Source organism: Streptomyces sp. NPDC002643 (assembly GCF_053592555.1).
In genome coordinates this window covers 60,328-81,826 of the sequence record NZ_JBSFVY010000033.1, presented here as the reverse complement: position 1 = coordinate 81,826, position 21,499 = coordinate 60,328, and the positions used below count along the sequence as shown (strand labels likewise).

Below are 21,499 nucleotides of genomic sequence, written 5' to 3'. Positions count from 1 at the left end.
CGTGGGGGGGGGGGGGGTGGGGGGGGGGGGGGGGGGGGGGGGGGGGGGGGGGGGGGGGGGGGGGGGGCGGGGGCCCGGGCCGGTGTGTCAGTCCGTCGCAGGCGGACGTACTGCTCGGGGGTTGGATGGCGTGAACTTTGCTGAGCCGGCTGTACGCGACGGACATAGGACACACCGGCCCGGCCCCTTCCGTCCGTACGCGGCTTCCCCGCCGTCGTGGTGGGGGCGGTGCCTTCCGTCCGTACGCGGCTAACCCGCCGTCGTGGTGGGGGCGTTGCCTTCCGTTCGTACGCGGTTTCCCCGCCGTCGTGGTGGGGGGCGTCGCCTTCCGTTCGTACGCGGTTTCCCTGCCGTTGTGGTGGGGGCGTTGCCTTCCGTTTGTACGTGGCTTTCCCGCCGTTGTGGTGGGGGCGGGGGCTCTTGTGGGGCGGGGGTGTTGTCGGTGGGGGGCGTTACGGTTTTCTCATGGATGAGCTTGGTGTGCGTGAGCAGGCGATTCTTGCTGTGGAGCGGCAGGGGTGGGCCGGGCCCGGGGCCAAGGAGCGGGCGATACGGGAGCGGCTGGGTATCGCCCCGGTGCGGTACTACCAGTTGCTCAATGCCCTGCTCGACGACGAGCGTGCCCTCGCCCATGACCCGGTGACGGTGAACCGTCTGCGGAGAGTACGGGACAGCCGTCGGGCCGAGAGATGACCACTCGGGTCGTCCTCCTCCGTGTGCCGCAGGGGCGCGGTTAGGGTCGGGGCATGGGCAGCGAAAAGGACTCCAAGGACCCCGAGGACCCCAAGGGCCGCAAGGACTTCACCTTGCCTACGCCTGCTACGCCGGCCGGGCGGGACGCGCTGGACGCGATCCTCGCGCGGCCCGGCCGTACGGTGGTGGGGCTCGACTTCGACGGGACGCTGGCGCCGATCGTGGCCGACCCCGAACAGGCCCGCGCCCACCCCGACGCGGTGGCCGCGCTGTCGGCCCTCGCCCCGCGGATCGCCTCCGTGGCCGTGATCACCGGGCGCCCCCCGGCCGTGGCGGTCGAGTACGGCGGTTTCGCGGGCGTTCCCGGGCTGGAGCGCCTGGTCGTACTGGGCCACTACGGCACGGAGCGCTGGGACGCCGCGACCGGCGAGGTGATCGCGCCGCCGCCGCACCCCGGGGTGGCCGCCGCCCGTGCCGAGCTGCCCGCGATCCTGGAGCGCGTCGGGGCGGCGGAGGGCACGTGGGTGGAGGAGAAGGGCCGGGCGATCGCCGTCCACACCCGTCGGGCCCTCGACCCCCAGGCCGCCCTGGACTCCCTCCGCGCCCCGCTGGGCGAACTGGCCGCTCAGCACGGACTGATCGTCGAACCGGGCCGCCTCGTCCTCGAACTCCGGCCCCCCGGCATGGACAAGGGCGCGGCCCTGCGCGCCCACGTCCGCGCGACGAACGCCCAAGCGGTTCTCTACGCCGGGGACGATCTCGGTGACCTCCCCGCCTTCGACATGGTCGAGACGCTACGGGCTGAGGGGACGTTCGGTCTCCTGGTCTGCAGCGGCAGCACGGAGGTGACGGAGCTGGCGAAGAGGGCGGATGTCGTCGTCGATGGTCCGGCGGGGGTCGTGCGGTTGTTGGCGACGATCGCGGAGTTCCTGCGACGGCAGCAGCAGAGCGCCCAATAGCTCGGGGGCGGTGTGGTCACGGCGAGTGCGGGTGCGGTGTGGTTGCTCGCGCAGTTCCCCGCGCCCCTAAAAAGGCGGGGCGCAGCCCCAAGCCTTTAGGGGCGCGGGGCTGTGACATTTGCGGCTCCGCCGCGTGGGCGCGACCAGCCCCCACCCACCCGCACTCGCCGAAATCACACTGCTCCCCGAGCTACTGGGCGCCCCGCAGCTCGGCAAGCTGGTCCAGGAACCAGCGGGTCGGGGGCAGCGCCGTCGCCGCGGCGGCCAGCCGCTTCGTGCGTTCGGCCCGTTCCGGCGGCGCCATCGACAACCCCTGGTGCAGCGCGGCCGCGGTGCCCCCGATGTCGTAGGGGTTCACGACCAGCGCGTCGTCGGCCAGCTCCTCGTACGCCCCGGCCTCACGCGACAGCACGAGCACGCACCCCTCGTCCGAGACGACCGGGACCTCCTTGGCGACGAGGTTCATGCCGTCGCGGATGGGGTTGACGAGGGCGACGTCGGCGAGGCGGTACGCGGCCAGGGAGCGGGCGAAGTCGTCCTTGACGTGGAGGACGACCGGGGTCCAACTCGGCGTCCCGTACGCGGAGTTGATCGCGTCGGCGAGGCGTTGGACCTCGGCCGTGTAGTCGCGGTAGACGGCGAGGTCCTGGCGGGAGGGGTAGGCGAAGGCCACGTGGACGACGCGTTCGCGCCAGCTGGGGTGGTCGTCGAGGAGCTGGCGGTAGGCGAGGAGGCCCCGGACGATGTTCTTGGAGAGTTCGGTGCGGTCGACGCGGACGATCGTGCGGCGGGGGGTGCCGTCGGGGGACGAGCCGATCTGCTCGCGGAGCGCCGTCATGCGATCGGCCACGTCCGGTTCGTGGGCCCGGCGGCGCAGGAAGTCCGCGTCCGCGCCCAGGCCGTGGACGCCGATACGGGTGCCGGAGGGGATGCCGGGGCCCAGGACCGCGTGACAGCACTCCGTGAACGCGTCCGCCCAGCGCCGGGTCAGGAACGCGGCCCGGTCGGCGCCGAGGATTCCGCTCAGCACCTGGGCGGCGATGTCGTCGGGGAGGAGGCGGAAGTAGTCCGGCGGGGCCCAGGGGGTGTGGGAGAAGTGGCCGATACGGAGGTCGGGGCGCAGCTCGCGGAGCATCCTCGGGACCAGGGTGAGGTGGTAGTCCTGCACCAGGACCGCCGCGTTCTCGGCCGCCTCGTCCGCCAGGGCCTCCGCGAAGGCGTGGTTGTACGTCTCGTACGCCGCCCAGCGCTCGCGGAACTCGGCGTCGAAGGACGGTTCCAGCGGGGTCTGGTACAGCATGTGGTGCACGAACCAGAGGGTGGAGTTGGCGACGCCGTTGTACGCGGCGTGGTGCACGTCGGCGGGGATGTCGAGCATCCGTACGCCGGGCTCGCCGACTCCGCGTCGTACGGCCTCGCGGTCGCCGTCGCCCAGTGCGGAGCAGACCCAGACCGCGCCGGACTCCGGGTCGATCGCGGAGAGGCCCGAGACCAGGCCGCCGCCGCCGCGCTTCGCCGTGAGGCCGCCGGTCGTGTCGTCCGCGGTGTAGGTGACAGGGCCTCGGTTGGAGGCGACCAGCACGTGGGCCGCGCCGTGGGTTGATGCCATACGGCTCCATCTAGCCAGAGGGTTCGGCGGTCAAACGTGCGATGCGCTGTCTGCCGGAGCGCCTAATAGCTCGGGGGCGGTGTGGTTTTTGCGGCTGCGGGTGGGTGGGGGTTTCTCGCGCAGTTCCCCGCGCCCCTAAAGGCTTGGGGCTGCGCCCCGCCTTTATCGGCCCGCCGGGCCGATGAAAAAAGCAGGCCGCAGGCCGCTTTTTTCAGGGGCGCGGGGAACTGTGCGATCAGCCCCCACCCGCCCGCAGCCGCCACTCAACCCCCCCGCCCCCACCCCTCACGCGGCCTTCCGCTTCACATACTCCGCGATCTCCACCATCGGCGGCCTCTCCTCCAAGTCCACCGAGTACGTACGCGGCTCGAAGCCCTCCTCCCCCCGTTCGAACTGCGTCAGCACCGGACGGATCAGGTGGCCCCGGGCCAGCCTCAGCTGGGCGGTGCGGTAGATCGCCGCGGACATGCGGCCCAGCGCCGCCCCGTCCTGGTGGCGGTGTTTGCGGACGCCCACATCCACCTGGGCCAGGGCGTCCAGCCCCACCAGGTGCAGGGCGTCGACCAGCATGCCCAGCTCCACCCCGTAGCCCACCGGGAACGGGAGCTGTTCCAGCAGGGAGCGGCGGGCCGCGTACTCGCCGCCCAGCGGCTGGACGAAACCGGCCAGCTGGGGCCAGTGCATGTTCAGCAGGGGGCGGGCCATGAGTTCCGTCACCCTGCCGCCCTGGCCGGGAGCGGAGCCCAGCGGGCGTTCGTACATCGCCTTGACCAGGTCGACGTCCGGGTCGGTGAGGAGCGGGCCGACGATGCCGGAGACGAAGTCGGACGAGAACTCCTTCAGGTCCGCGTCTACGAAGCAGACGATGTCGCCGGTCGTCACCAGCAGGGAGCGCCACAGGACCTCGCCCTTGCCGGGGACCGCCGGGACGCGCGGGAGGATCGCGTCACGGTGGACGACCCTCGCCCCGGCCGCCGCCGCCACCTGGGACGTACGGTCCGTCGAACCGGAGTCGACGACCACGATCTCGTCGACGAGCGGGACCTGGAGCATGAGGTCGTGACGGATGATCGTGACGATCTCGCCGACCGTCTCCTCCTCGTTGAGCGCGGGCAGGACCACGCTCACCGTCCGGCCCGTGGCACGCTTCGCGGCCATGATCTTGTGGAGCGGGCGATCGGTCACCGACCAGGAGCGGGTGCTCAGCCACTGCTCGACTTCCTTCAGCACAGTGCGAGGCTCCTCTGCGTTCTCTCGGCGCGTTACGGGATCAGCAGCCGTATGTCCGCCGCGAAGTGGCGATGGAGGCGGAGTGGCTGATGTCACAGCCATCTCGCGGTACGGACGGCTCCCTCAACTGTCCTGGCCTTCGGTTACAGTCTTGAACAACGCTGGTGACCATCGCATGTCGGGGGTCGTTTGCGTATACAACCAAATACCGCTCATCCAGAGGGGCAGAGGGACACGGCCCGATGAAGCCCCGGCAACCCTCCAGCCGGTCTCGTAGTTGATCACCGTCGATCACCGATCACCGTCGATCACATCGCGAGGCTCCCGGCTAGGGAAGGTGCCAAATCCGTCTCACGGCGAGATGCGTCGTGAGGAAGATGAGGAGAAAGGGCCTCGCCTCACATGGCTGCGCAGACTGTCGCAAGCGAATCCAACGCGATCGACTCCCACACGACCGCTTCCGACGCCACCGAATCCAACGCGACCGACTCCGTGACCGTCAACCTCGGTGCCGCCGCCGCGCTCTCCTGTCGCGAATGCGGTCACCGCGTTCCGCTCGGCCCCGTCTTCGCGTGCGAGGAGTGTTTCGGGCCACTGGAGATCGCGTACGACTTCTCCGCGTACGACACGGAGGAGCTGCGGAAGCGGATCGAGTCCGGGCCCGCCAACATCTGGCGTTACGCGCCCCTCCTTCCCGTCCCGGCCGACGTCGCCGACAAGCCGAACATCAACCCCGGCTGGACCCAGCTCGTCAAGGCCGACAACCTCGCCCGTGAGCTGGGTGTCGACGCCGGCAAGCTGTTCATCAAGGACGACTCCGGCAACCCGACGCACTCCTTCAAGGACCGCGTCGTCGCCCAGGCCCTGGAGGCCGCCCGCGCCTTCGGCTTCACCACTCTCTCCTGCTCCTCCACCGGCAACCTCGCCGGTGCAGTCGGCGCCGCCGCCGCCCGCGCCGGCTTCCGCTCCTGCGTGTTCATCCCGCACGACCTGGAGCAGGGCAAGGTCGTCATGGCCGCCGTCTACGGCGGTGAGCTGGTCGGCATCGAGGGCAACTACGACGACGTCAACCGCTTCTGCTCCGAGCTGATCGGCGACCCCGCCGGCGAGGGCTGGGGCTTCGTCAACGTCAACCTCCGGCCGTACTACGCCGAGGGCTCCAAGACCCTCGCGTACGAGATCTGCGAGCAGCTCGGCTGGCAGCTGCCGGACCAGATCGTCGTGCCCATCGCCTCCGGGTCCCAGCTCACGAAGATCGACAAGGGGCTGCAGGAGCTGATCAAGCTCGGGCTCGTCGAGGACAAGCCGTACAAGATCTTCGGTGCGCAGGCCGAGGGGTGTTCGCCGGTGTCGGTCGCCTACAAGGCGGGGCACGATGTCGTACGGCCGCAGAAGCCGAACACGATCGCGAAGTCGCTCGCTATCGGCAACCCCGCGGATGGTCCTTACGTTCTCGATATCGCTCGGCGCACCGGTGGGGCTGTCGAGGATGTGAACGATGAGCAGGTCGTGGATGCGATCAAGTTGCTGGCGCGGACCGAGGGGATCTTTGCGGAGACCGCCGGGGGGGTGACGGTCGGAGTCACTCGGAAGCTGATCGAGAACGGGGTTCTTGACCCGTCGCTCACGACCGTTGTGCTCAACACCGGGGATGGGCTCAAGACGCTTGACGCCGTCGCCGGTACGGGGCTTACGGCCACGATTCGGCCCAGCCTTGAGTCGTTTCGTGAAGCGGGGCTTGTGTAGGGCCCGTTAGGTAGTTGTTCGTCTGCGGCCTGTGGGGGCTGGTCGCGCAGTTCCCCGCGCCCCTTAAGGGCGCTGTACTTGACCGGAGGTCACACGTCATGTCCGTCAACGTTCGCATCCCCACCATCCTTCGTACCTACACCGGCGGGAAGGCCGAGGTGAGTGCCGAAGGTGCCACCCTTGCCGAGGTCATCGCTGATCTTGAGAAGAACCATGCGGGGATCGCCGCTCGGGTTCTCGATGATCAGGGGAAGCTGCGGCGGTTCGTGAACGTGTACGTGAACGACGACGACGTGCGGTTCGAGCAGGGGCTGGAGACGGCCACTCCGGACGGGGCCGGCGTGTCGATCATCCCGGCCGTCGCCGGAGGCTGACCGCACCCGTGAGTAGTAACCGTCGGTAACAGCGGTTACTCGGTGTTCATCGAATTGCCCTCTCCGTAAGAGAAGCGGAGGGGGCAATTCTCTATGATTGAGCGCGGTACAGTTGGGGAACCCGGATCGCTCCCCGTAGTGATTTCATGCCGGGCGCATATTTGATCGCGCCGCACGCCCTATATGAAGTAGCCAAAGTGTGCACGGCATTTGCGTATTTCGCTCCTTTTGTGTGGCCCGACTTGCCCTGAATTCGGATGAATTGTTCGTACATTCCCGACTGGGCGTGTCCAGATTTCTCGTCCAATTGACCTGTTGCAGACGGCAGTTGGACAGATACATTCAGCCGCGGTCGACGCGTTCCGGCGCACGCCCCCAACCGTTGGGGGGTGAGGTCTGACCCGGGTCCGCGAAGTGTGGATCTGTGCAAGGGCCAGTAATAGGGGAGTTAGGCATGGCTCAGGGCACCGTCAAGTGGTTCAACGCGGAGAAGGGGTACGGCTTCATCGCGGTCGACGGTGGTGCGGATGTATTCGTCCACTACAGCGCCATCCAGATGGACGGCTACCGCACTCTGGAAGAGGGTCAGCGGGTCGAGTTCGAGATCTCGCAGGGCCAGAAGGGGCCGCAGGCGGACATGGTCCGCGTGGCGGCCGGCTGAAGCAACGCGCCGGTTCTTTCGCAGCGACGTTCTTCGTTCTTCATCGGAGGGCTCGCATCCCGGGCACGGGGTGCGAGCCCTTCTGCATGTGTGCCCAGCGGGCGTACGCACGGGTGTCCACGGGCGCGTTCACCTGCGGATCATTGGTAGGCGCTTGCACTCGGCATGGTCGAGTGCTAATCATTGGCGTTAGCACTCTGAAGGTGAGAGTGACAAAGAAGGACCGGGTCGGTGAGGCCCGCAGGCCAGGTGGGGCATGGAACCACGAGGTGTGCGAGCCGTCCGTCGCGGGCGCGGGCGCGGTCCGAAGGAATCACCCCCAGTCCTGGAGGGACCACTTCACATGGCCAAGATCATCGCGTTCGACGAGGAGGCGCGGCGCGGCCTTGAGCGCGGTATGAACCAGCTCGCCGACGCCGTCAAGGTCACCCTCGGCCCCAAGGGCCGCAACGTCGTCCTTGAGAAGAAGTGGGGCGCCCCCACGATCACCAACGATGGTGTCTCCATCGCCAAGGAGATCGAGCTCGAAGACCCGTACGAGAAGATCGGCGCCGAGCTGGTCAAGGAAGTCGCCAAGAAGACGGACGACGTCGCCGGTGACGGTACGACCACCGCGACCGTCCTCGCCCAGGCGCTGGTACGCGAGGGCCTGCGCAACGTCGCGGCCGGTGCCAACCCGATGGCTCTGAAGCGCGGTATCGAGAAGGCCGTCGAGGCCGTCTCCGGTGCGCTGCTCGACCAGGCCAAGGAGGTCGAGACCAAGGAGCAGATCGCCTCCACGGCCTCCATCTCCGCCGCCGACACCCAGATCGGCGAGCTGATCGCCGAGGCCATGGACAAGGTCGGCAAGGAAGGCGTCATCACCGTCGAGGAGTCGCAGACCTTCGGTCTGGAGCTTGAGCTCACCGAGGGCATGCGCTTCGACAAGGGCTACATCTCGGCGTACTTCGCGACCGACATGGAGCGCATGGAGGCCGTGCTTGAGGACCCCTACATCCTCATCGCCAACTCCAAGATCTCCAACGTCAAGGACCTGCTCCCGCTCCTGGAGAAGGTCATGCAGTCGGGCAAGCCGCTGCTGATCATCGCCGAGGACGTCGAGGGCGAGGCCCTGTCGACCCTGGTCGTCAACAAGATCCGCGGCACGTTCCGTTCCGTCGCCGTCAAGGCGCCGGGCTTCGGTGACCGCCGCAAGGCGATGCTGAACGACATCGCCATCCTCACCGGTGGCGAGGTCATCTCCGAGGAGGTCGGTCTCAAGCTGGAGAACACCTCCCTGGACCTCCTGGGCCGTGCCCGCAAGATCGTCATCACCAAGGACGAGACCACTGTCGTCGACGGTGCCGGCTCCTCCGAGCAGGTTCAGGGCCGGGTCAACCAGATCCGCGCCGAGATCGAGAACAGCGACTCGGACTACGACCGCGAGAAGCTCCAGGAGCGCCTGGCGAAGCTCGCGGGCGGCGTGGCCGTCATCAAGGCCGGTGCCGCGACCGAGGTCGAGCTGAAGGAGCGCAAGCACCGCATCGAGGACGCCGTTCGCAACGCGAAGGCGGCCGTCGAGGAGGGCATCGTCGCCGGTGGTGGCGTGGCCCTGCTGCAGGCCTCGCAGGTCTTCGAGAAGCTGGAGCTGGAGGGCGACGAGGCCACCGGTGCCGCCGCCGTCAAGCTGGCGCTTGAGGCCCCGCTGAAGCAGATCGCCGTGAACGCCGGCCTTGAGGGTGGCGTCGTGGTGGAGAAGGTCCGCAACCTCACCCCGGGTCACGGCCTCAACGCCGCGACCGGTGAGTACGTCGACCTGGTCAAGGAAGGCATCATCGACCCGGCGAAGGTCACGCGCTCCGCTCTGCAGAACGCCGCCTCCATCGCCGCGCTCTTCCTCACCACCGAGGCCGTCATCGCCGACAAGCCGGAGAAGGCCGCCGCGCCCGCCGGTGGCGGTATGCCGGGCGGTGACATGGACTTCTGATCGACCTGGCGGTTGATCGACGTCTTCAGTACCGAGGGCGGCATCCCCTGTTCACACGGGGGGTGCCGCCCTCGGGCGTGTGCGGGGCCGGGAGGTGTGGCCGGGCGGGTGCGTGTCCGGGGTCACAGTGCGGGAGGTCCGGCGGTGGAATGCCGTGCGGGCCGGGGAGGTTGATCCCTACGGCAGTTCATGCGCGTGCATGTACCGCCGTATGGATCACCTATTCGATGTCCGGCCGACCTCTGCGAGGAGTCCCCGCGTGACCACCCCCACCACCGCTACCTCTGCCACGACCCCCACCACCTCCGCCTCCCGTGCCGCTGAGGTTCTTTCCCGGCCCGTGGTCATCAACGGGCTGACCGTGCCCAATCGGATCGTGATGGCGCCCATGACGCGTCAGTTCTCGCCGGGGGGTGTGCCCGGGGCGGATGTGGCCTCCTACTACGGGCGGCGGGCCGGGGCCGGGGTGGGGCTGATCGTGACCGAGGGGACGTATGTCGGGCATGAGTCGGCGGGGCAGAGTGCGAGCATTCCGCGGTTCCACGGGGAGGAGCAGCTCGCGGGGTGGGCGAAGGTCGCCGAGGCCGTGCACGCGGCCGGGGGGAAGATCGTGCCGCAGTTGTGGCACATCGGGATGGTGCGGGAGCAGGGGCAGCCGCCGTTCGAGGACGCGCCCGCCGTCGGGCCGTCCGGGATTCGGCTGGACGGCACCGAGGGCACCGGCAAGGCCATGACCCAGCGGGATGTCGATGATGTCATCGGGGCGTTCGCCGAGGCCGCCGCCGCTGCCGAGCGGATCGGGTTCGACGGGGTCGAGCTGCACGGCGCGCACGGCTATCTCATCGACCAGTTCCTCTGGGCCGGCACCAACCGGCGCACCGACGCGTACGGGGGTGACCAGGTCGCCCGTACCAGGTTCGCGGCGGAGATCGTGGCCGCCGTGCGGGAGTCCGTGTCGGCCGAGTTCCCCGTGATCTTCCGGTACTCGCAGTGGAAGTCCGAGAACTACGACGCCCGGCTGGCCGAGACGCCCGAGGAACTGGACGCCGTCCTCGCGCCCCTCGCCGCCGCCGGTGTCGACGCCTTCCACGCCTCCACCCGGCGCTACTGGCTGCCCGAGTTCGAGGGATCGGATCTCAATCTGGCCGGCTGGACGAAGAAGGTCACCGGCAAGCCCACCATCACCGTCGGCTCGGTCGGCCTCGACGGTGACTTCCTGCGCGGCTTCGCCGGCGAGGGCTCCCCGGTCAAGGGCATCGACGATCTGCTGGACAGCCTGGAGGCCGAGGAGTACGACCTCGTCGCCGTCGGCCGCGCGCTGCTCCAGGACCCCGAGTGGGCGGCGAAGGTCCTCGCGGGGCGTGCGGAAGAACTGAAGCCGTTCGAGGCACAGTCCTTGCACACCCTCAGCTGAGCGGCCTCGGCTGGGCGGCCTGGGTCAACCGGGGCCGAGCCGTCCCGGCTGGGCCGGGTGCCGGACGGGCGGGCGGGCCGGCGGTTACGAGGTGCCGCTGCGCCCACCCGTGCCGCCCAGCGGCACGATTGCCCGCAGCTACGGCGGGTGGGCGGTAGCCCCAGTGGCACGATTGCCCGCCGGACGGGACTGCTTGCCGCGGTGGGGCATCTGAGGGGCGTTGGCGTCGTCGTCGTCACCGGGGACCTCGTGAGGGGCTTTCGCCAAGTCTCCCCAGTACCCGGCGGTAGTGGGCCTCTTCCGTTGAAAAGGGCGTTGTAGGGTCGAGAGGCGAAGTCGCCCGGTGCCCCAACTGTCGCTGTGCGCGCGGTAGTTGGGGATTCTGTGTGTGCGACCGCTCCCCCCTTCACCCCCCACGAACGGGACGAGAGTTCTCATGGCACGACACAAGTTCAGCAGCAGGTTCAAGCGGTTCGTCGCGGTGGGCGCGGCCGTGGCCGGGGCGGCGGGTGGCCTTGTCGCCGCCGCCAACGCGGGCGCCAGCGAGGCCGAACCCGCCGCCGTCAAGGCAGACGTCAGGGCCGAGGTCAAGGTCGACCTCAAGGCCAAGAAGCCGGTGGAGAGGCTCGTCGTCAGGGCGGCGTTCGCACCGGCGGGCACGGCGGACGTGGCGCCGGCCGTCACGTACAACACCGAACTGGTGCCGCTCACCTCCTGGGTGCAGGTCAAGGAGGAGCTGCGGCGCGACGGCGGTACGCGCATCGAGCTGCGGCTGCGGGGGCTCGTCGAGAACCGCGTATACGGGGCCCATGTCCACACCAAGCCGTGCGGCAAGCTGCCCGCCGACGCCGGGCCGCACTACCAGGACGCGGTGGACCCCGTGCAGCCCTCCGTCGACCCCGCGTACGCCAACCCCGAGAACGAGGTGTGGCTGGACGTGAAGGCCAACGGCGATGGCTCCGGGCGGTCCGTCGCCGTCGTCGACTGGCGGTTCCGCGAGGGCGGGGCCCGTTCCGTGGTGGTGCACGAGGCGGCGACCTCCACGCACGAGGGCCACGCCGGAACCGCGGGCGCACGCCTGGCCTGCGTGAACGTGCCCTTCAAGTAGGCCAGTAGGCCGTCAACGTCGTTGGGACATGGCCGCGCGGATCTCGGCCGCGCGGGCGTGGATCGAGGGCGCGGGGACGGGTGCCTTGGGCCGGGGCGGGGTGGGTTCGCCCCGGCAGGGGCCGCAGGTGCCGCCGGGTAGGGCCTCTGGGCGGCCCGGGGCGCGGCAGGTCGCGCATTCCAGCATGCGGAGGGGGCCCCGGCGGGACGGCTCGGGGGCCGACGGCGGTGGTTCCGGGGGGAGTTTGTCGCGCAGACGGGTACGGAGGAGCGCGGCCGGGCTGTGGATCGGGGTGGGCAGGCCGGACGTCAGGGCCAGGTGTACGTACTCGTCCGTCGCCCCCCGTTCCAGCCACGGTTGGAGCAGGGGGGCCAGCGTCACGCACTCCGCCTGGGAGAGGGACAGGGCCGGGGTCGTACGGCCGAGGGCGGCGAGGAGGACGAGGGCGCGCGAGCGGGTGGGGGCGGCGGCGGGGGCGGTACCTGTGCGCTCGGGGGTCCGGGTCGCTCGGGCCGGGTCGGGGTCGCCGTCCTCGTTCGACTCGTGTACGTCGCCCCTCGTGAACCTCGCCCACCACGTGTCGTCCCTCGGCGTACGCGAGAACCACGTTCGGGTGATCCAGTGGGAGCTGCCGGATTCGCCGGTCACACACTCGCGGCCCCGGCGCAGATGGCCCGCCGTCTGGAGCCTGTTGAGGGCGGTGCGCAGGGCGCATTGGCCGTACGGGAGGTTCTTGGCCAGCGTTTTCACGGAGATGTCGGCGCCCTCGGGGAGGCGGTCGATGTACGACGCGATGGCCGCCTCGCGGGGTGCGAGATGCGCGAAGTCGTGGGCCGTGCGGCGGAGTTGGTCCGAGGCGGTGCGTTTGCCGTAGCCCGGCCTGGACATGGGGTGCGAGGGAAGCGAGGCAGCACTAAGCTGGGTGACAGTCATGGGATCGGAGTCTGTTCCTTCGATCTTGTGGTTAAGCCCCCGTTTGGATGTTGGCCCATCCGGCGGGGGCTGTTGCGTCTGTGGGAACGCTAGACCGTCGTGACTGTCTGTGGCAACTCGGATGCGAGAAGTCAACTCGCTGGGTGGGAGGGTGGGTTGAGACCCACCTCCCGTTCCTCGAAAAGAGGGCTCAGGGCTCGGCGTGTGGGGCTTGGCGCTTGAGCCTCGGGGCTGTTCCGCTGGGGTCAGCCCATCGTTTTCGCGCCGTCCAGGGACTCCCGGATGATGTCCGCGTGGCCCGCGTGCTGCGAGGTCTCCGCGATGATGTGGACGAGGGTCCTGCGCGCGGACCAGCTGGCGTTCGGGGGGAACCACGGCGCCTTGGGGAGCGGGTGGGACTCGTTGAGGTCCGGGTGGGTGGCCACCAACTCGTCCGTGCTTCGGGCCACCTCCTCGTACTCCTTCAGTACGCCGGCCAGCGTTTCGCCGGGGAGCATCTTGTACTCGTCCGCGTAGCGGGCCTGGTCGGCCTCCGTCATCGCCGTGAAGTCGGGCATCGCCGACGTGCCCTTGCGGATGAACTCCGCCCACATGCGTTCCATCGACGTGACGTGCTTGATCAGGCCGCCGAGACAGAGTTCGCTGGCCGTGGTGCGCAGGCCCGCCTGTTCGTCGGTGAGGTCGCGGGTGGTGAAGCGGAGGAAGTTGCGGTGGAGCGTCAACGACTCCAGCAGGTCCGCGCGTTCGCCGGTGAGCGTGGTGGTGGGGGCGGGGATGCTCACGGTCGTGGTCTCGCTGGTCTCGCTCATGGGGTGGCCTCCATGGAATGCCCGGGAAATGTCCGGGGGTTCTGTTCCGTCGGTGAGACCACGCTAGGAGGGATTTAGGACAGGTTCTGTCCTCTGCTGATCCGGAGCCCAGAGGGTTCCGTCAGGGGGCCATGGCCGATGAGGCGAAGGCGATGACCAGGAGGAGCGACAGCACCCCGATGCCCACCCAGCCGAGCACGATTCCGGCGGTGGCCATGCCCCCACCGCTTTCGTTGCGTTCCTCGATCTGCTTGCGGGCCACGTAGCCGAAGACCAGCGCGAGGATGCTGCCGATCCAGTAGATCCAGATGATGCCCAACACCATGGACGCGACGGCCAACCCGTTGGTCCGGGGCGGGGGTGCGTAGGGGTAGAGGTACGGGTGGGGGTGGGGTGGGTAGGCGGGCCAATCGGCGTGCGTCGGCGGCTGCTGCTGCGGCGGTGTCGGGGGCGCCGGGGCGGGCGACTCGGACGGGGGCGGCGGGGCCGGGTCGTTCACCTGCGGGGCTGGGGCGTTCACCTGCGGGGCCGGGTCGTTCACCTGCGGGGCTGGGGCGTTCACCTGCGGGGCCGGGTCGGACGGCGTGGGCCCCGGGTCGGACGGCGTGGACATGGGTCCCTCCTCGTGGCGCGAGCGTTTGCCGGAGGCTGCCATGGAGGGGTGGGGAGGGGTCCCGAGCGAGGCGTGGAGCCGGCCGTCCGGGACCGGTCCCGGAACTGTGGGTCTACCGTCCCGGTATGCCGCGATTCGATCTTGATCAGCGTCTCCGGCGCGGCTTGTCCGCGTTGGCCGTCGTGCTGTTCGTGGCGGGATGCTCGGCGCGGGACAACGCGTCCGAGGACGCCTCGCCTCCCGCCTCGGCGGACTCCACACCCACCGCGCCCGGTTCCACACCCTCCGCGCCCACCGAGGTCGCCCTGTCCGTCACCCCCGAGGAGCTGCGGGGCTCCGATCCCTGCGAGCTGATCGGCGAGAAGGTGCTCGCGGAGTTCGGGAAGCCCGAGTACGACCGGGGGATCAGCTACGGCCAGTGCGACATCGTGCTCGACGTACCGGGCGAGCACACCGTCTCCGTCTTCGTGGACCTGCAGTCCGGGCCGAGCGATGTGTCGGCGTACGGTCCCGCCCCGACGCCCGTGCTCCGGGACGGCGTCACCGTCTACGAGACCGAGAGTTACGGCGACCTCACCGGCGACAAGAACTGCACGCGCGATGTGGTGGTGCGGGAACGGACGGCGGCGGTCGCGATCGGCGTCTACGGAGACGAGTCGGGCACCCAGGCCTGCCGGATCGCCGACAGCGCCGCCGACGACGTCATCCGCCTGCTCAAGTCCGGCGACCTTCCCTCCGCCCGCCATGCCCCCGACTCGCTGGCGAACCTCGACGCGTGCGACCTGATCAAGGAGAGCGAGGCGGCGCGCGTCCCGGACATCGACCCCGGCGACGTGAACGCCGAGTTCACTCGTCAGAGCTGTTATTGGGGCCCCGGGAACATCGAGAAACCGCATCTGCACATCCTCTTCCAGCACGTCGACGACGCGCTGGAGGGACGCCCGCTCACGGTGGGGGGCCGCAAGGCGGCGGTGCAGTACAGCCCCGCCGAGGAGATCGGCTGGGGGCTCGGGCCGAGCATGCCGACCTGCTCGGTCGACGTCGAGTACGGCGAGGCCGGGCCGACCGCCGAGGGGCGCACCGAGGTGGTGTCGGTGGGAGTCACCGGCGACTCGTCGGAGGAGAAGCTGTGCTCCCTCGCCCAGGAGCTGGCCCCCAAGGCGGTCGCCCGCCTTCCCGAGTGACAGGGCTTCAACTGGTCGCTTGTTTGAGGTCTTCGACGAATGCCGACCATGCCTCGGCCCGGAAGACGAGCTTCGGGCCGAGGGGGTTCTTGGAGTCCCGGACTGGGATGAGGGGTCCGGTGGTTCCGGTGGGGTGGGGGGTGGCAACTTCGAGGCAGTTGCCGCCACCGCCGCCGCTGTACGTCGACTTGCGCCAGCGGGTGACTTCCAGACAGTCGCCGCCGCTGCCGCCGCTGTAGCTGGACTTGCGCCATACGGCGGTGCTCAGGACGTGGTCAGGAATGTTCCTCATGGGTGTAATCCTGCGCCAACTCCTCGATCAGGGCCAGGGACTTCTCTGGGGGGAGTGCGGAGGCCGCGAGGAGTTCGAAGGTGAGCTTCAGCTGGGAGACGAGGGCCGGGTCGTCCTCCAGCCGCCCGACGTGGGGACCCTCGAAGTAGACCAGCGGAGGGGCGTCTTCGAACTCCATCAGCTTCAGTGCGCCCTCCATCGCCGTGTGGGCTCCCGCGCTGAAGGGCAGTACCTGCACGATGACCCGGTTCTTGCGGATCAGGCTCGCCACATGCGTCAGGGCCTCCGCCATCACGGCCCGGCCGCCGGTCACCCGGCGCAGCGCTGCCTCGTCAAGCACCGCCCACAACAAAGGCTTTGTCGGATCGTCGAGCAGGCGGGTCCGTGCCATCCGGCCCGCTACCCACTCGTCGATGGTTTCCTCTGGGGCCGTCGGTGCGTAGGCGCGATTCACGGCCCGTGCGTACGCGGGAGTCTGGAGCAGACCTGGGATCAGCGTCGGCGCGTACTCCCTGATCGCGATGGCTTCCGCTTCCGCCTCGGCCGCCTCTGCGAAGTGCTCCGGATAGCGGGACTTGGAGGCGGCCTTGCAGTTCCGTGTGAAGAAGTCCCCGGTGTCCAGGGCCAGGTCGATCAGGCGGGCCATGTCGGGTTTCATGCGGCGGATCGCCGACTCCAGCTGGCCCACGAACGAACCGCTCGCGTACAGCCGCTGGCCCAGTTCCTCCTGGCTGAGGCCCGCTCGTTCTCTGGCGTGCCGCAGCTCCGCGCCCAGCATGGCGCGGGGTGATGACGACGGGTCGAGGTCCTTCGGTCCTGGCATGGCCACAACTCCCAGTCCAGCAGCTTCGATGTTGAGGCGTCCTGTCTGGCCAGGCTAGGTCCTTACCGGACACTCTGTGTGCCGAATCCGGAACTCAGCGTGGAAGGGCGCTTCATGAAAAACAGAGAGATGTACGACGCGGACACCTGGAAGCCCAAGAAGGGGCTCACCACCGAGGAGGCCGTCGCCGATCTGGACTCGGCGCTGCGGCGGGTCGGGATCATCCTGCCGTCGCTCGGCGTCGACCCGGTCTCCGGCGCCAGTAAACTGCCGTACCCCCTGGTGTCGTTGGGCCGCTGCAACCTCCTCGTCGCCGCGCGGCTCGCGGACGTGCTGCGTACCGTTCCCGAGCCCGAGCCGGAGTCCGACGAGGCGGAGGCGATCACGTGACCGCCGCCGAGGTGAGAGACGCCGCTGACGGGCGGTCGTACGCCGTGGACGTGCGGGACGGGCGGGTCGGGGAGGTGATAGGGCACGAGGGCTGCTATGTGCAGCTGCGGCCGATCGGCGGCGGGCGCGAATGGGACTGTCCCCCGGGTGCGATGCGTGAGGCGCAGCCGGGGGAGGTGCTGCGGGCCCGGGTGCGCAAGGTCAACCGGGAGGGACGGCTGCCGGGTTGAGCGGCCCGGCCCGCCTCCCCCCGGCTCAGCCGCTCACCCGCTCAGCCGCGCAGCTTCGCCGTGGCCGAGGTGGCCAGTTCCTTGGCCATGGCGCAGAGCTGGGTGGTGGGGCGGGTGCCGTAGAGGTCCAGGCGGACCATCTCGGCGTACGTCTCGGTGTTCTGGCCGGGGTACTCGCGGTACTTCACGTAGGCCGTGCACTTGTTCGGGCTGCCGTCCTTCGGTGAGACGACGGTGTCGTAGCCGTTGATCTTCAGCGCCTCGCCGTCCGCCGCCGACTTGGGCTGGTCGCGGTGGAAGGAGACCGACGCCTCCAAGTCGTTGGTGGCGTCGGACCACTTGCAGTGCCAGTCGGCCACGCTCCTCTCCGGTTCGTCGTCCTTGAGGCCGGGGAGGGCGGAGAGGGCCTTGTCGTCGACGAGGGCGCAGGCGTTCTTCCAGGCCAGGGAGTTCTTGGGGTACGGCGACGAACGCCGGGGGAGTGGGCCCTCGTTCATCACCTCGGCCGCGCCTTTGGCCGCCGCGTCGGCGACCGTGCACAGGGTGGCCGCGCCGCCGGTCACGGTTCCGTCCTCCTCGTTGACCCGTACGTTGAGGAGGGCGTCGTCGGCGCCGGTCGTGGTGGTGGCCGGGGGCGGCAGGAGGACACGTACGCATTCGTCGTCCTCCGGGGATTCCTCCAGGATGCCGATGCGGCCGACCGTCTCGGCGGGGGTCGCCGCCTCGGGCCGGTCACCCGGGCGCAGATGGAACGAGACGTCCATCCGGGTCTCGTCGTCGGGGCCGTTGGGGCGGAGGATCACGTCACAGACGTCGAAGTTGCCGAAGTCCGGGTCGACTTGGGCGTCGCCGAACTGGCGGAGGGCGGTCAGGTCGATCGCGCCGCAGAGGTCGACCGTGTGGGGGTCGCCGATCAGGCTTTGTGCGGTGCCGGTCGGGGTGGATGTGGGGGTCCCGGTTCCGGCTCCGGTTCCGGTGGTGTTCTTGTTGTCCGTGGCGTCGCCGTTGTCGGCGAGGACGAGGGCGAGGGCGAGGGCGGCTACGCCGAGGGCGGCGGTGGCTCCGACCAGCAGACGGCGGGGGCGGCGGGGGGCGGACTCTTTGTTCGGCGGCCAGGGGACGGTGGGCTTCTCCTGGGAGGGGGTGGGGGGCTCTTCCCGTACGGGGGGCTCGGGAAGGGGGTCCTGTGCGGGCGGGCCGGGAGGGGTCTCCTCCAGGGGACGCGAGGTGATGCCGGCGGCGGCTGCGAGGAGGCGGCCGGTCTCGGTGGCGGTGGGGCGTCGGTCGGGGTCGCGGTGGAGCATCGCGGTGAGGACGGGGTGGAGGGGGCCCACCGCGTCGGCGTTCATCTCTACGACGCCCTGTTCGGCCTTCCAGTGCGCTAAGCGTTTGTCGTTCTCCCAGGAGTCCTGGTTGTTGTCGGGGTTGTTGGTGGGGGTGCCATCAGGGTTGTGGTCGGGGGTGGCGTCGGGGTCGTAGGACTGGGGCTCGTTGCCTCGGGGTGGGGAGCCGGTGACCAGGGCGTAGAGGGTGGTGGCCAGGCAGAAGACGTCCGAGGCGGGGCGGGGGATGTTGCCCCGGGCCAGTTCGGGGGCGGCGAAGTCGGGGGTGTAGCTGAAGGGGCCGTTGACCGTGACGGTCTCCGTGCCGCCGACCCGGTAGGCGGCGCCGAAGTCCAGCAGCTTCGCCTCGCCGCGCCGGGTGAGGCCGATGTTGGCCGGCTTGACGTCGCAGTGGACGACACCGGCGGTGTGGAGGGCGGCGAGGGCGTCGGCGAGTTGGACGCCGATGCGGGCGGCGCGTTCCGGGGAGACGGGTGGGAGTCGGTCCAGGCCGCCGCCGGGGACGTACTCCATGACGAACCAGTGGGTGGGGGCGGGCGGTTCGGCGGAGCCTCGGCCTTCGGCGGGGCGCTGGCCTTCGGCGGAGCGCTGGCCTTCGGCGGAGCGCTGGCCTTCGGCGGAGCGCTGGCCTTCGGCGGAGCCTTGGTCGGGCTCCGCGTCCGTCTCCGCCTTCGTCTCCGCTTCGGGCGGGGGGACGGTCAGTACGTCGTACAGGGTGACTACGTGGGGGTGGTCGCGGAACTTCGCCATCGCCCTGGGTTCGCCCAGCAGTCGTCGTAGGCCTGTTTCGCCCTCGTCCGTGACCCGCTCGGGTTTCAGGGCGACGTCCTGGCCGACCACCTTGTCGTGGGCCAGCCAGACATCGCCGCTTCGGCCCGCGCCGATGACTTCCTTGAGGACGTATCTGCCGGCGAACTCGTCTCCGGGTCCCACGGAGCAAATCCCTTCGTTCCGGTCACTGTTTCGTGGTTGAAACTACTGCGTGTGCTGTGCTGTGTGGGGGGTCTACGCAGAGCCTTCATGAGGTGTACCCATGGGGGTTGGGTGCCTAATAGCTCGGGAGATGCGGGGGCGTACGCGGGTGCGGGTGGGTGGGGGTTGTTCGCGCAGTTCCCCGCGCCCCTAAAGCCAGGGGCTCGGGACCGGTCCCCGGGGGGTGGAGGTACCGTCGCGGCTGCCTTGGACATCTAGTGGGAGGGCGTGCCCCTATGCCTGGAACTCGTGCCGTCTTGTCCAGTTGTGCCGCCGTGGCTGTGTCTCTTGTTTCGGCCGTCGCGCTCACGCAGCCCGCGCAGGCCGTGCAGGCCGTACAGAGTGGTGCGGGGGCGCGGTGTTCGTATCCGGCGGATGTTCTTGATCTGAGTGACTGGAAGTTGACGCTGCCCACCGGGGAGGACGAGGACCCGGCCGAGATCCGGCAGCCGGAGTTGGACACCTTCTCCTCCAGCCCGTGGTTCCGGGTCGCCGGGGGGTGTGACGCGGTGCGGTTCCGGGCGGCCGTGAACGGGGTGACCACCGGGGGGTCCAGTTATCCACGGGCCGAGTTGCGGGAGATGACCGACGGGGGTGAGGACGAGGCCGAGTGGTCGACGTCCGACGGTACGCACACCCTGGAGGTCACCGAGGCGTTCATGGCGCTGCCCGAGGACAAGCCGCATGTGGTCGGCGCGCAGGTGCACGGCGGGGACGACGACGTGACCGTCTTCCGGCTGGAGGGCAGCAGCCTGTACATCACCGAGGGGGACGACCGGCACCACCATCTCGTCACCGACGAGTACGAGTTGGGGACCTACTTCGACGCGAAGTTCGTCGCGGAGGACGGGGAGATCGACGTCTACTACAACGGGCGGCTGGAGACCACGATCTCCCACGACGGCGACACCAACTACTTCAAGGCCGGCGCCTACACCCAGGCCAACTGCGACAACTCCGATCCGTGCGATGACGACAACTTCGGTGAGGTGCGGATCTCGGACCTGAAGGTCACCCACTCCTGAGTCGCGGGACGTGGCCGACTGGCTGTGCACGCGAGGGGGTTGCTGTCACGATGGTGATATGGGCGACTTGGGTGAGTGTGGGGCGCGGGTGGGGCGGTTGGCTCGGTTGACTCGGGCGGCTCGGGTGGTGGCCGGGCTGGGGGTGGGGGTGAGCCTGGTTCTGGCGCTGGGGGCGTGTGGGGGGTCCGGGGGTGGGGCCGACGGTGGTGGGGGTGACGGTGGTCTCGCGGCCGGGCGGACCGTGGTGACGTTCGCGCCCGCCGCCGGGCAGTCCTCGGACTCGGCGGGGCTGGAGCGTACCGCCGAGTTGATACGGGACCGGGCGGAGGTCGCGGGGCTGGACGGGGTCGAGGTCACCGTCGAGGACGCGGGGCGGATCACCGTGGTGGGGCCGGAGGGGCGGCGGGCCTCGCTGGAATCGCTCGGGGAGGCGGCCGAGTTGGGGTTCCGGCCGGTGTTGAGCCAGGTGGTGTTGGCGAAGGGGGACGCGGCGGGGGAGAGCGAGTGCCGGGCGGCGGTGGATGCGGAGGTGTCGGAGCCGGTTACCGCGTGCGGGGAGTTGGAGAGTACGCGGTACTCGTACCGGCTTGAAGCGGTTGCCGTGCCTGGTTCGGATGTGTCCTCGGCGGAGGCGGTGTTCGACTCCGAGCGGGGGATGGGGTGGTTTGTGAAGCTGGAGTTCACTTCGGCGGGGGCGGGGCGGTTCGCTGATGTCACCGGGCGGTTGGCCATGCAGGTGTCGCCGAAGAACCAGTTCGCCATCGTGCTTGACGGGGTCGTCGTGTCGGCGCCGTATGTGGCCTCCGCGATCACCGGGGGTGAGGCGGAGATCTCCGGCAGCTTCACTCGGGAGGAGGCCGAGCAGTTGGCCGCCCAGCTCAGTACGGGGGCCCTGCCGGTACGTCTGACCGTGTCGGATGTGGCTCGGCTGCCGGGGGGTTAGGCGGCGGGGGTTGGTGTGGCGGGGGTGGGCAGGCGGCCCGGCGGCGCGAGTGCGTGCAGCTAGGGCGGCGGGGGTGCGGAACTGTGCGGGTGGGGCGCCCGGGGGTGGTGTGGGCCGGGCCGGGGTTTCGCTTACCGGCGCGTGCAGGGTGCCGCTGCGCCCACCCGTGCCGCCCCAGCGGC

The 21,499-nt window shown here is 69.7% G+C and carries 21 protein-coding genes and 1 riboswitch; of the genes, 13 read left to right on the top strand and 8 right to left on the bottom strand.

Features of this window, described 5'->3' with window-relative positions; translation table 11 throughout:
* Positions 1–465 precede the first annotated feature (465 nt).
* Together ACWD4G_RS36500 and otsB are read left to right on the top strand one after the other, a co-directional pair.
* Positions 466–693, top strand: coding sequence for a DUF3263 domain-containing protein (locus tag ACWD4G_RS36500; RefSeq protein WP_451301329.1), 228 nt, complete (start codon positions 466–468; stop codon positions 691–693).
* Between the two features lie 53 nt (positions 694–746).
* Positions 747–1,652: a trehalose-phosphatase gene (gene otsB, locus ACWD4G_RS36495; RefSeq protein WP_451301327.1), complete on the top strand. Its 906-nt coding sequence runs from the start codon at positions 747–749 to the stop codon at positions 1,650–1,652.
* Positions 1,653–1,842: 190 nt separating this feature from the next.
* On the opposite strand, the gene ACWD4G_RS36490 is transcribed toward otsB, so the two are convergent.
* The gene (locus ACWD4G_RS36490) at positions 1,843–3,261 is read right to left on the bottom strand and encodes an alpha,alpha-trehalose-phosphate synthase (UDP-forming) (RefSeq protein WP_451301325.1); all 1,419 of its coding nucleotides are present in this window, start codon (positions 3,259–3,261) and stop codon (positions 1,843–1,845) included.
* 285 nt (positions 3,262–3,546) lie between these two features.
* Complete coding sequence (locus ACWD4G_RS36485; RefSeq protein WP_451301323.1) at positions 3,547–4,491, bottom strand: glucosyl-3-phosphoglycerate synthase; 945 nt, start codon at positions 4,489–4,491, stop codon at positions 3,547–3,549.
* Between the two features lie 209 nt (positions 4,492–4,700).
* Positions 4,701–4,875, top strand: a riboswitch (SAM riboswitch).
* Positions 4,876–4,893: 18 nt separating this feature from the next.
* Here ACWD4G_RS36485 and thrC point away from each other — a divergent pair.
* The 6 genes from thrC to ACWD4G_RS36455 all read left to right on the top strand — a co-directional run bounded on the left by thrC (position 4,894) and on the right by ACWD4G_RS36455 (position 11,760).
* Positions 4,894–6,237: a threonine synthase gene (gene thrC, locus ACWD4G_RS36480; protein ID WP_451301321.1), complete on the top strand. Its 1,344-nt coding sequence runs from the start codon at positions 4,894–4,896 to the stop codon at positions 6,235–6,237.
* 98 nt (positions 6,238–6,335) lie between these two features.
* Positions 6,336–6,611, top strand: coding sequence for a MoaD/ThiS family protein (locus ACWD4G_RS36475; protein WP_451301319.1), 276 nt, complete (start codon positions 6,336–6,338; stop codon positions 6,609–6,611).
* Positions 6,612–7,065: 454 nt separating this feature from the next.
* Positions 7,066–7,272 carry a cold-shock protein gene (locus ACWD4G_RS36470; protein ID WP_030576453.1) on the top strand — a complete coding sequence of 69 codons (207 nt, stop codon included), beginning with the start codon at positions 7,066–7,068 and terminating at the stop codon, positions 7,270–7,272.
* A 343-nt stretch (positions 7,273–7,615) separates the two neighbouring features.
* A complete protein-coding gene (gene groL, locus ACWD4G_RS36465) occupies positions 7,616–9,238 on the top strand; it encodes a chaperonin GroEL (protein WP_451301317.1) in 1,623 nt (540 codons plus the stop codon).
* 259 nt (positions 9,239–9,497) lie between these two features.
* Entirely contained in the window at positions 9,498–10,652 is a 1,155-nt protein-coding gene (locus tag ACWD4G_RS36460; RefSeq protein ID WP_451301315.1) for an NADH:flavin oxidoreductase, read from the top strand.
* Between the two features lie 436 nt (positions 10,653–11,088).
* The gene (locus tag ACWD4G_RS36455; protein WP_451301313.1) at positions 11,089–11,760 is read left to right on the top strand and encodes a superoxide dismutase family protein; all 672 of its coding nucleotides are present in this window, start codon (positions 11,089–11,091) and stop codon (positions 11,758–11,760) included.
* Between the two features lie 12 nt (positions 11,761–11,772).
* On the opposite strand, the gene ACWD4G_RS36450 is transcribed toward ACWD4G_RS36455, so the two are convergent.
* The 3 genes from ACWD4G_RS36450 to ACWD4G_RS36440 all read right to left on the bottom strand — a co-directional run bounded on the left by ACWD4G_RS36450 (position 11,773) and on the right by ACWD4G_RS36440 (position 14,115).
* A complete protein-coding gene (locus ACWD4G_RS36450) occupies positions 11,773–12,648 on the bottom strand; it encodes a hypothetical protein (RefSeq protein WP_451301311.1) in 876 nt (291 codons plus the stop codon).
* A 290-nt stretch (positions 12,649–12,938) separates the two neighbouring features.
* Positions 12,939–13,502 carry a DinB family protein gene (locus tag ACWD4G_RS36445; RefSeq protein WP_451301309.1) on the bottom strand — a complete coding sequence of 188 codons (564 nt, stop codon included), beginning with the start codon at positions 13,500–13,502 and terminating at the stop codon, positions 12,939–12,941.
* Positions 13,503–13,623: 121 nt separating this feature from the next.
* Positions 13,624–14,115, bottom strand: a complete 492-nt coding sequence (locus ACWD4G_RS36440; protein WP_451301307.1) for a DUF4190 domain-containing protein — start codon at positions 14,113–14,115, stop codon at positions 13,624–13,626.
* A 125-nt stretch (positions 14,116–14,240) separates the two neighbouring features.
* Between ACWD4G_RS36440 and ACWD4G_RS36435 the strand changes: the two genes are divergently transcribed.
* On the top strand, positions 14,241–15,299 hold the full coding sequence (locus tag ACWD4G_RS36435; RefSeq protein ID WP_451301305.1) for a hypothetical protein: 1,059 nt from the start codon (positions 14,241–14,243) through the stop codon (positions 15,297–15,299).
* A gap of 7 nt (positions 15,300–15,306) precedes the next feature.
* Here the strand turns inward: ACWD4G_RS36435 and ACWD4G_RS36430 are convergent, their stop codons facing one another.
* Together ACWD4G_RS36430 and ACWD4G_RS36425 are read right to left on the bottom strand one after the other, a co-directional pair.
* Positions 15,307–15,591 carry a DUF397 domain-containing protein gene (locus ACWD4G_RS36430; RefSeq protein ID WP_451301303.1) on the bottom strand — a complete coding sequence of 95 codons (285 nt, stop codon included), beginning with the start codon at positions 15,589–15,591 and terminating at the stop codon, positions 15,307–15,309.
* The gene (locus tag ACWD4G_RS36425; RefSeq protein ID WP_451301301.1) at positions 15,575–16,414 is read right to left on the bottom strand and encodes a helix-turn-helix domain-containing protein; all 840 of its coding nucleotides are present in this window, start codon (positions 16,412–16,414) and stop codon (positions 15,575–15,577) included. Before ACWD4G_RS36425 ends, ACWD4G_RS36430 begins: the two co-directional genes overlap by 17 nt.
* Before the next feature lie 114 nt (positions 16,415–16,528).
* Between ACWD4G_RS36425 and ACWD4G_RS36420 the strand changes: the two genes are divergently transcribed.
* Positions 16,529–16,804 (top strand): hypothetical protein, encoded by a 276-nt coding sequence (locus tag ACWD4G_RS36420; RefSeq protein ID WP_451301299.1) that lies wholly within the window; start codon positions 16,529–16,531, stop codon positions 16,802–16,804.
* Positions 16,801–17,034 (top strand): hypothetical protein, encoded by a 234-nt coding sequence (locus ACWD4G_RS36415; RefSeq protein ID WP_451301297.1) that lies wholly within the window; start codon positions 16,801–16,803, stop codon positions 17,032–17,034. The genes ACWD4G_RS36420 and ACWD4G_RS36415 overlap by 4 nt, the downstream gene beginning before the upstream one ends.
* A 41-nt stretch (positions 17,035–17,075) precedes the next feature.
* Here the strand turns inward: ACWD4G_RS36415 and ACWD4G_RS36410 are convergent, their stop codons facing one another.
* Positions 17,076–19,310, bottom strand: coding sequence for a serine/threonine-protein kinase (locus tag ACWD4G_RS36410; RefSeq protein ID WP_451301295.1), 2,235 nt, complete (start codon positions 19,308–19,310; stop codon positions 17,076–17,078).
* 275 nt (positions 19,311–19,585) lie between these two features.
* On the opposite strand from ACWD4G_RS36410, the gene ACWD4G_RS36405 reads away from it, so the two are divergent.
* Entirely contained in the window at positions 19,586–20,374 is a 789-nt protein-coding gene (locus ACWD4G_RS36405) for a polysaccharide lyase family 7 protein (RefSeq protein ID WP_451301293.1), read from the top strand.
* Between the two features lie 58 nt (positions 20,375–20,432).
* Positions 20,433–21,317: a SecDF P1 head subdomain-containing protein gene (locus tag ACWD4G_RS36400; RefSeq protein ID WP_451301291.1), complete on the top strand. Its 885-nt coding sequence runs from the start codon at positions 20,433–20,435 to the stop codon at positions 21,315–21,317.
* Positions 21,318–21,499: the final 182 nt, after the last annotated feature.

Bases quoted from the DNA above. Each gene is read 5' to 3' on its own strand.
- ACWD4G_RS36500 (WP_451301329.1), top strand. From the start codon at position 466: ATGGATGAGCTTGGTGTGCGTGAGCAGGCGATTCTTGCTGTGGAGCGG.
- otsB (WP_451301327.1), top strand. From the start codon at position 747: ATGGGCAGCGAAAAGGACTCCAAGGACCCCGAGGACCCCAAGGGCCGC.
- ACWD4G_RS36490 (WP_451301325.1), bottom strand. From the start codon at position 3,261: ATGGCATCAACCCACGGCGCGGCCCACGTGCTGGTCGCCTCCAACCGA.
- thrC (WP_451301321.1), top strand. From the start codon at position 4,894: ATGGCTGCGCAGACTGTCGCAAGCGAATCCAACGCGATCGACTCCCAC.
- ACWD4G_RS36475 (WP_451301319.1), top strand. From the start codon at position 6,336: ATGTCCGTCAACGTTCGCATCCCCACCATCCTTCGTACCTACACCGGC.
- ACWD4G_RS36470 (WP_030576453.1), top strand. From the start codon at position 7,066: ATGGCTCAGGGCACCGTCAAGTGGTTCAACGCGGAGAAGGGGTACGGC.
- groL (WP_451301317.1), top strand. From the start codon at position 7,616: ATGGCCAAGATCATCGCGTTCGACGAGGAGGCGCGGCGCGGCCTTGAG.
- ACWD4G_RS36455 (WP_451301313.1), top strand. From the start codon at position 11,089: ATGGCACGACACAAGTTCAGCAGCAGGTTCAAGCGGTTCGTCGCGGTG.
- ACWD4G_RS36450 (WP_451301311.1), bottom strand. From the start codon at position 12,648: ATGTCCAGGCCGGGCTACGGCAAACGCACCGCCTCGGACCAACTCCGC.
- ACWD4G_RS36445 (WP_451301309.1), bottom strand. From the start codon at position 13,502: ATGAGCGAGACCAGCGAGACCACGACCGTGAGCATCCCCGCCCCCACC.
- ACWD4G_RS36440 (WP_451301307.1), bottom strand. From the start codon at position 14,115: ATGTCCACGCCGTCCGACCCGGGGCCCACGCCGTCCGACCCGGCCCCG.
- ACWD4G_RS36435 (WP_451301305.1), top strand. From the start codon at position 14,241: ATGCCGCGATTCGATCTTGATCAGCGTCTCCGGCGCGGCTTGTCCGCG.
- ACWD4G_RS36430 (WP_451301303.1), bottom strand. From the start codon at position 15,591: ATGAGGAACATTCCTGACCACGTCCTGAGCACCGCCGTATGGCGCAAG.
- ACWD4G_RS36425 (WP_451301301.1), bottom strand. From the start codon at position 16,414: ATGCCAGGACCGAAGGACCTCGACCCGTCGTCATCACCCCGCGCCATG.
- ACWD4G_RS36420 (WP_451301299.1), top strand. From the start codon at position 16,529: ATGAAAAACAGAGAGATGTACGACGCGGACACCTGGAAGCCCAAGAAG.
- ACWD4G_RS36405 (WP_451301293.1), top strand. From the start codon at position 19,586: ATGCCTGGAACTCGTGCCGTCTTGTCCAGTTGTGCCGCCGTGGCTGTG.
- ACWD4G_RS36400 (WP_451301291.1), top strand. From the start codon at position 20,433: ATGGGCGACTTGGGTGAGTGTGGGGCGCGGGTGGGGCGGTTGGCTCGG.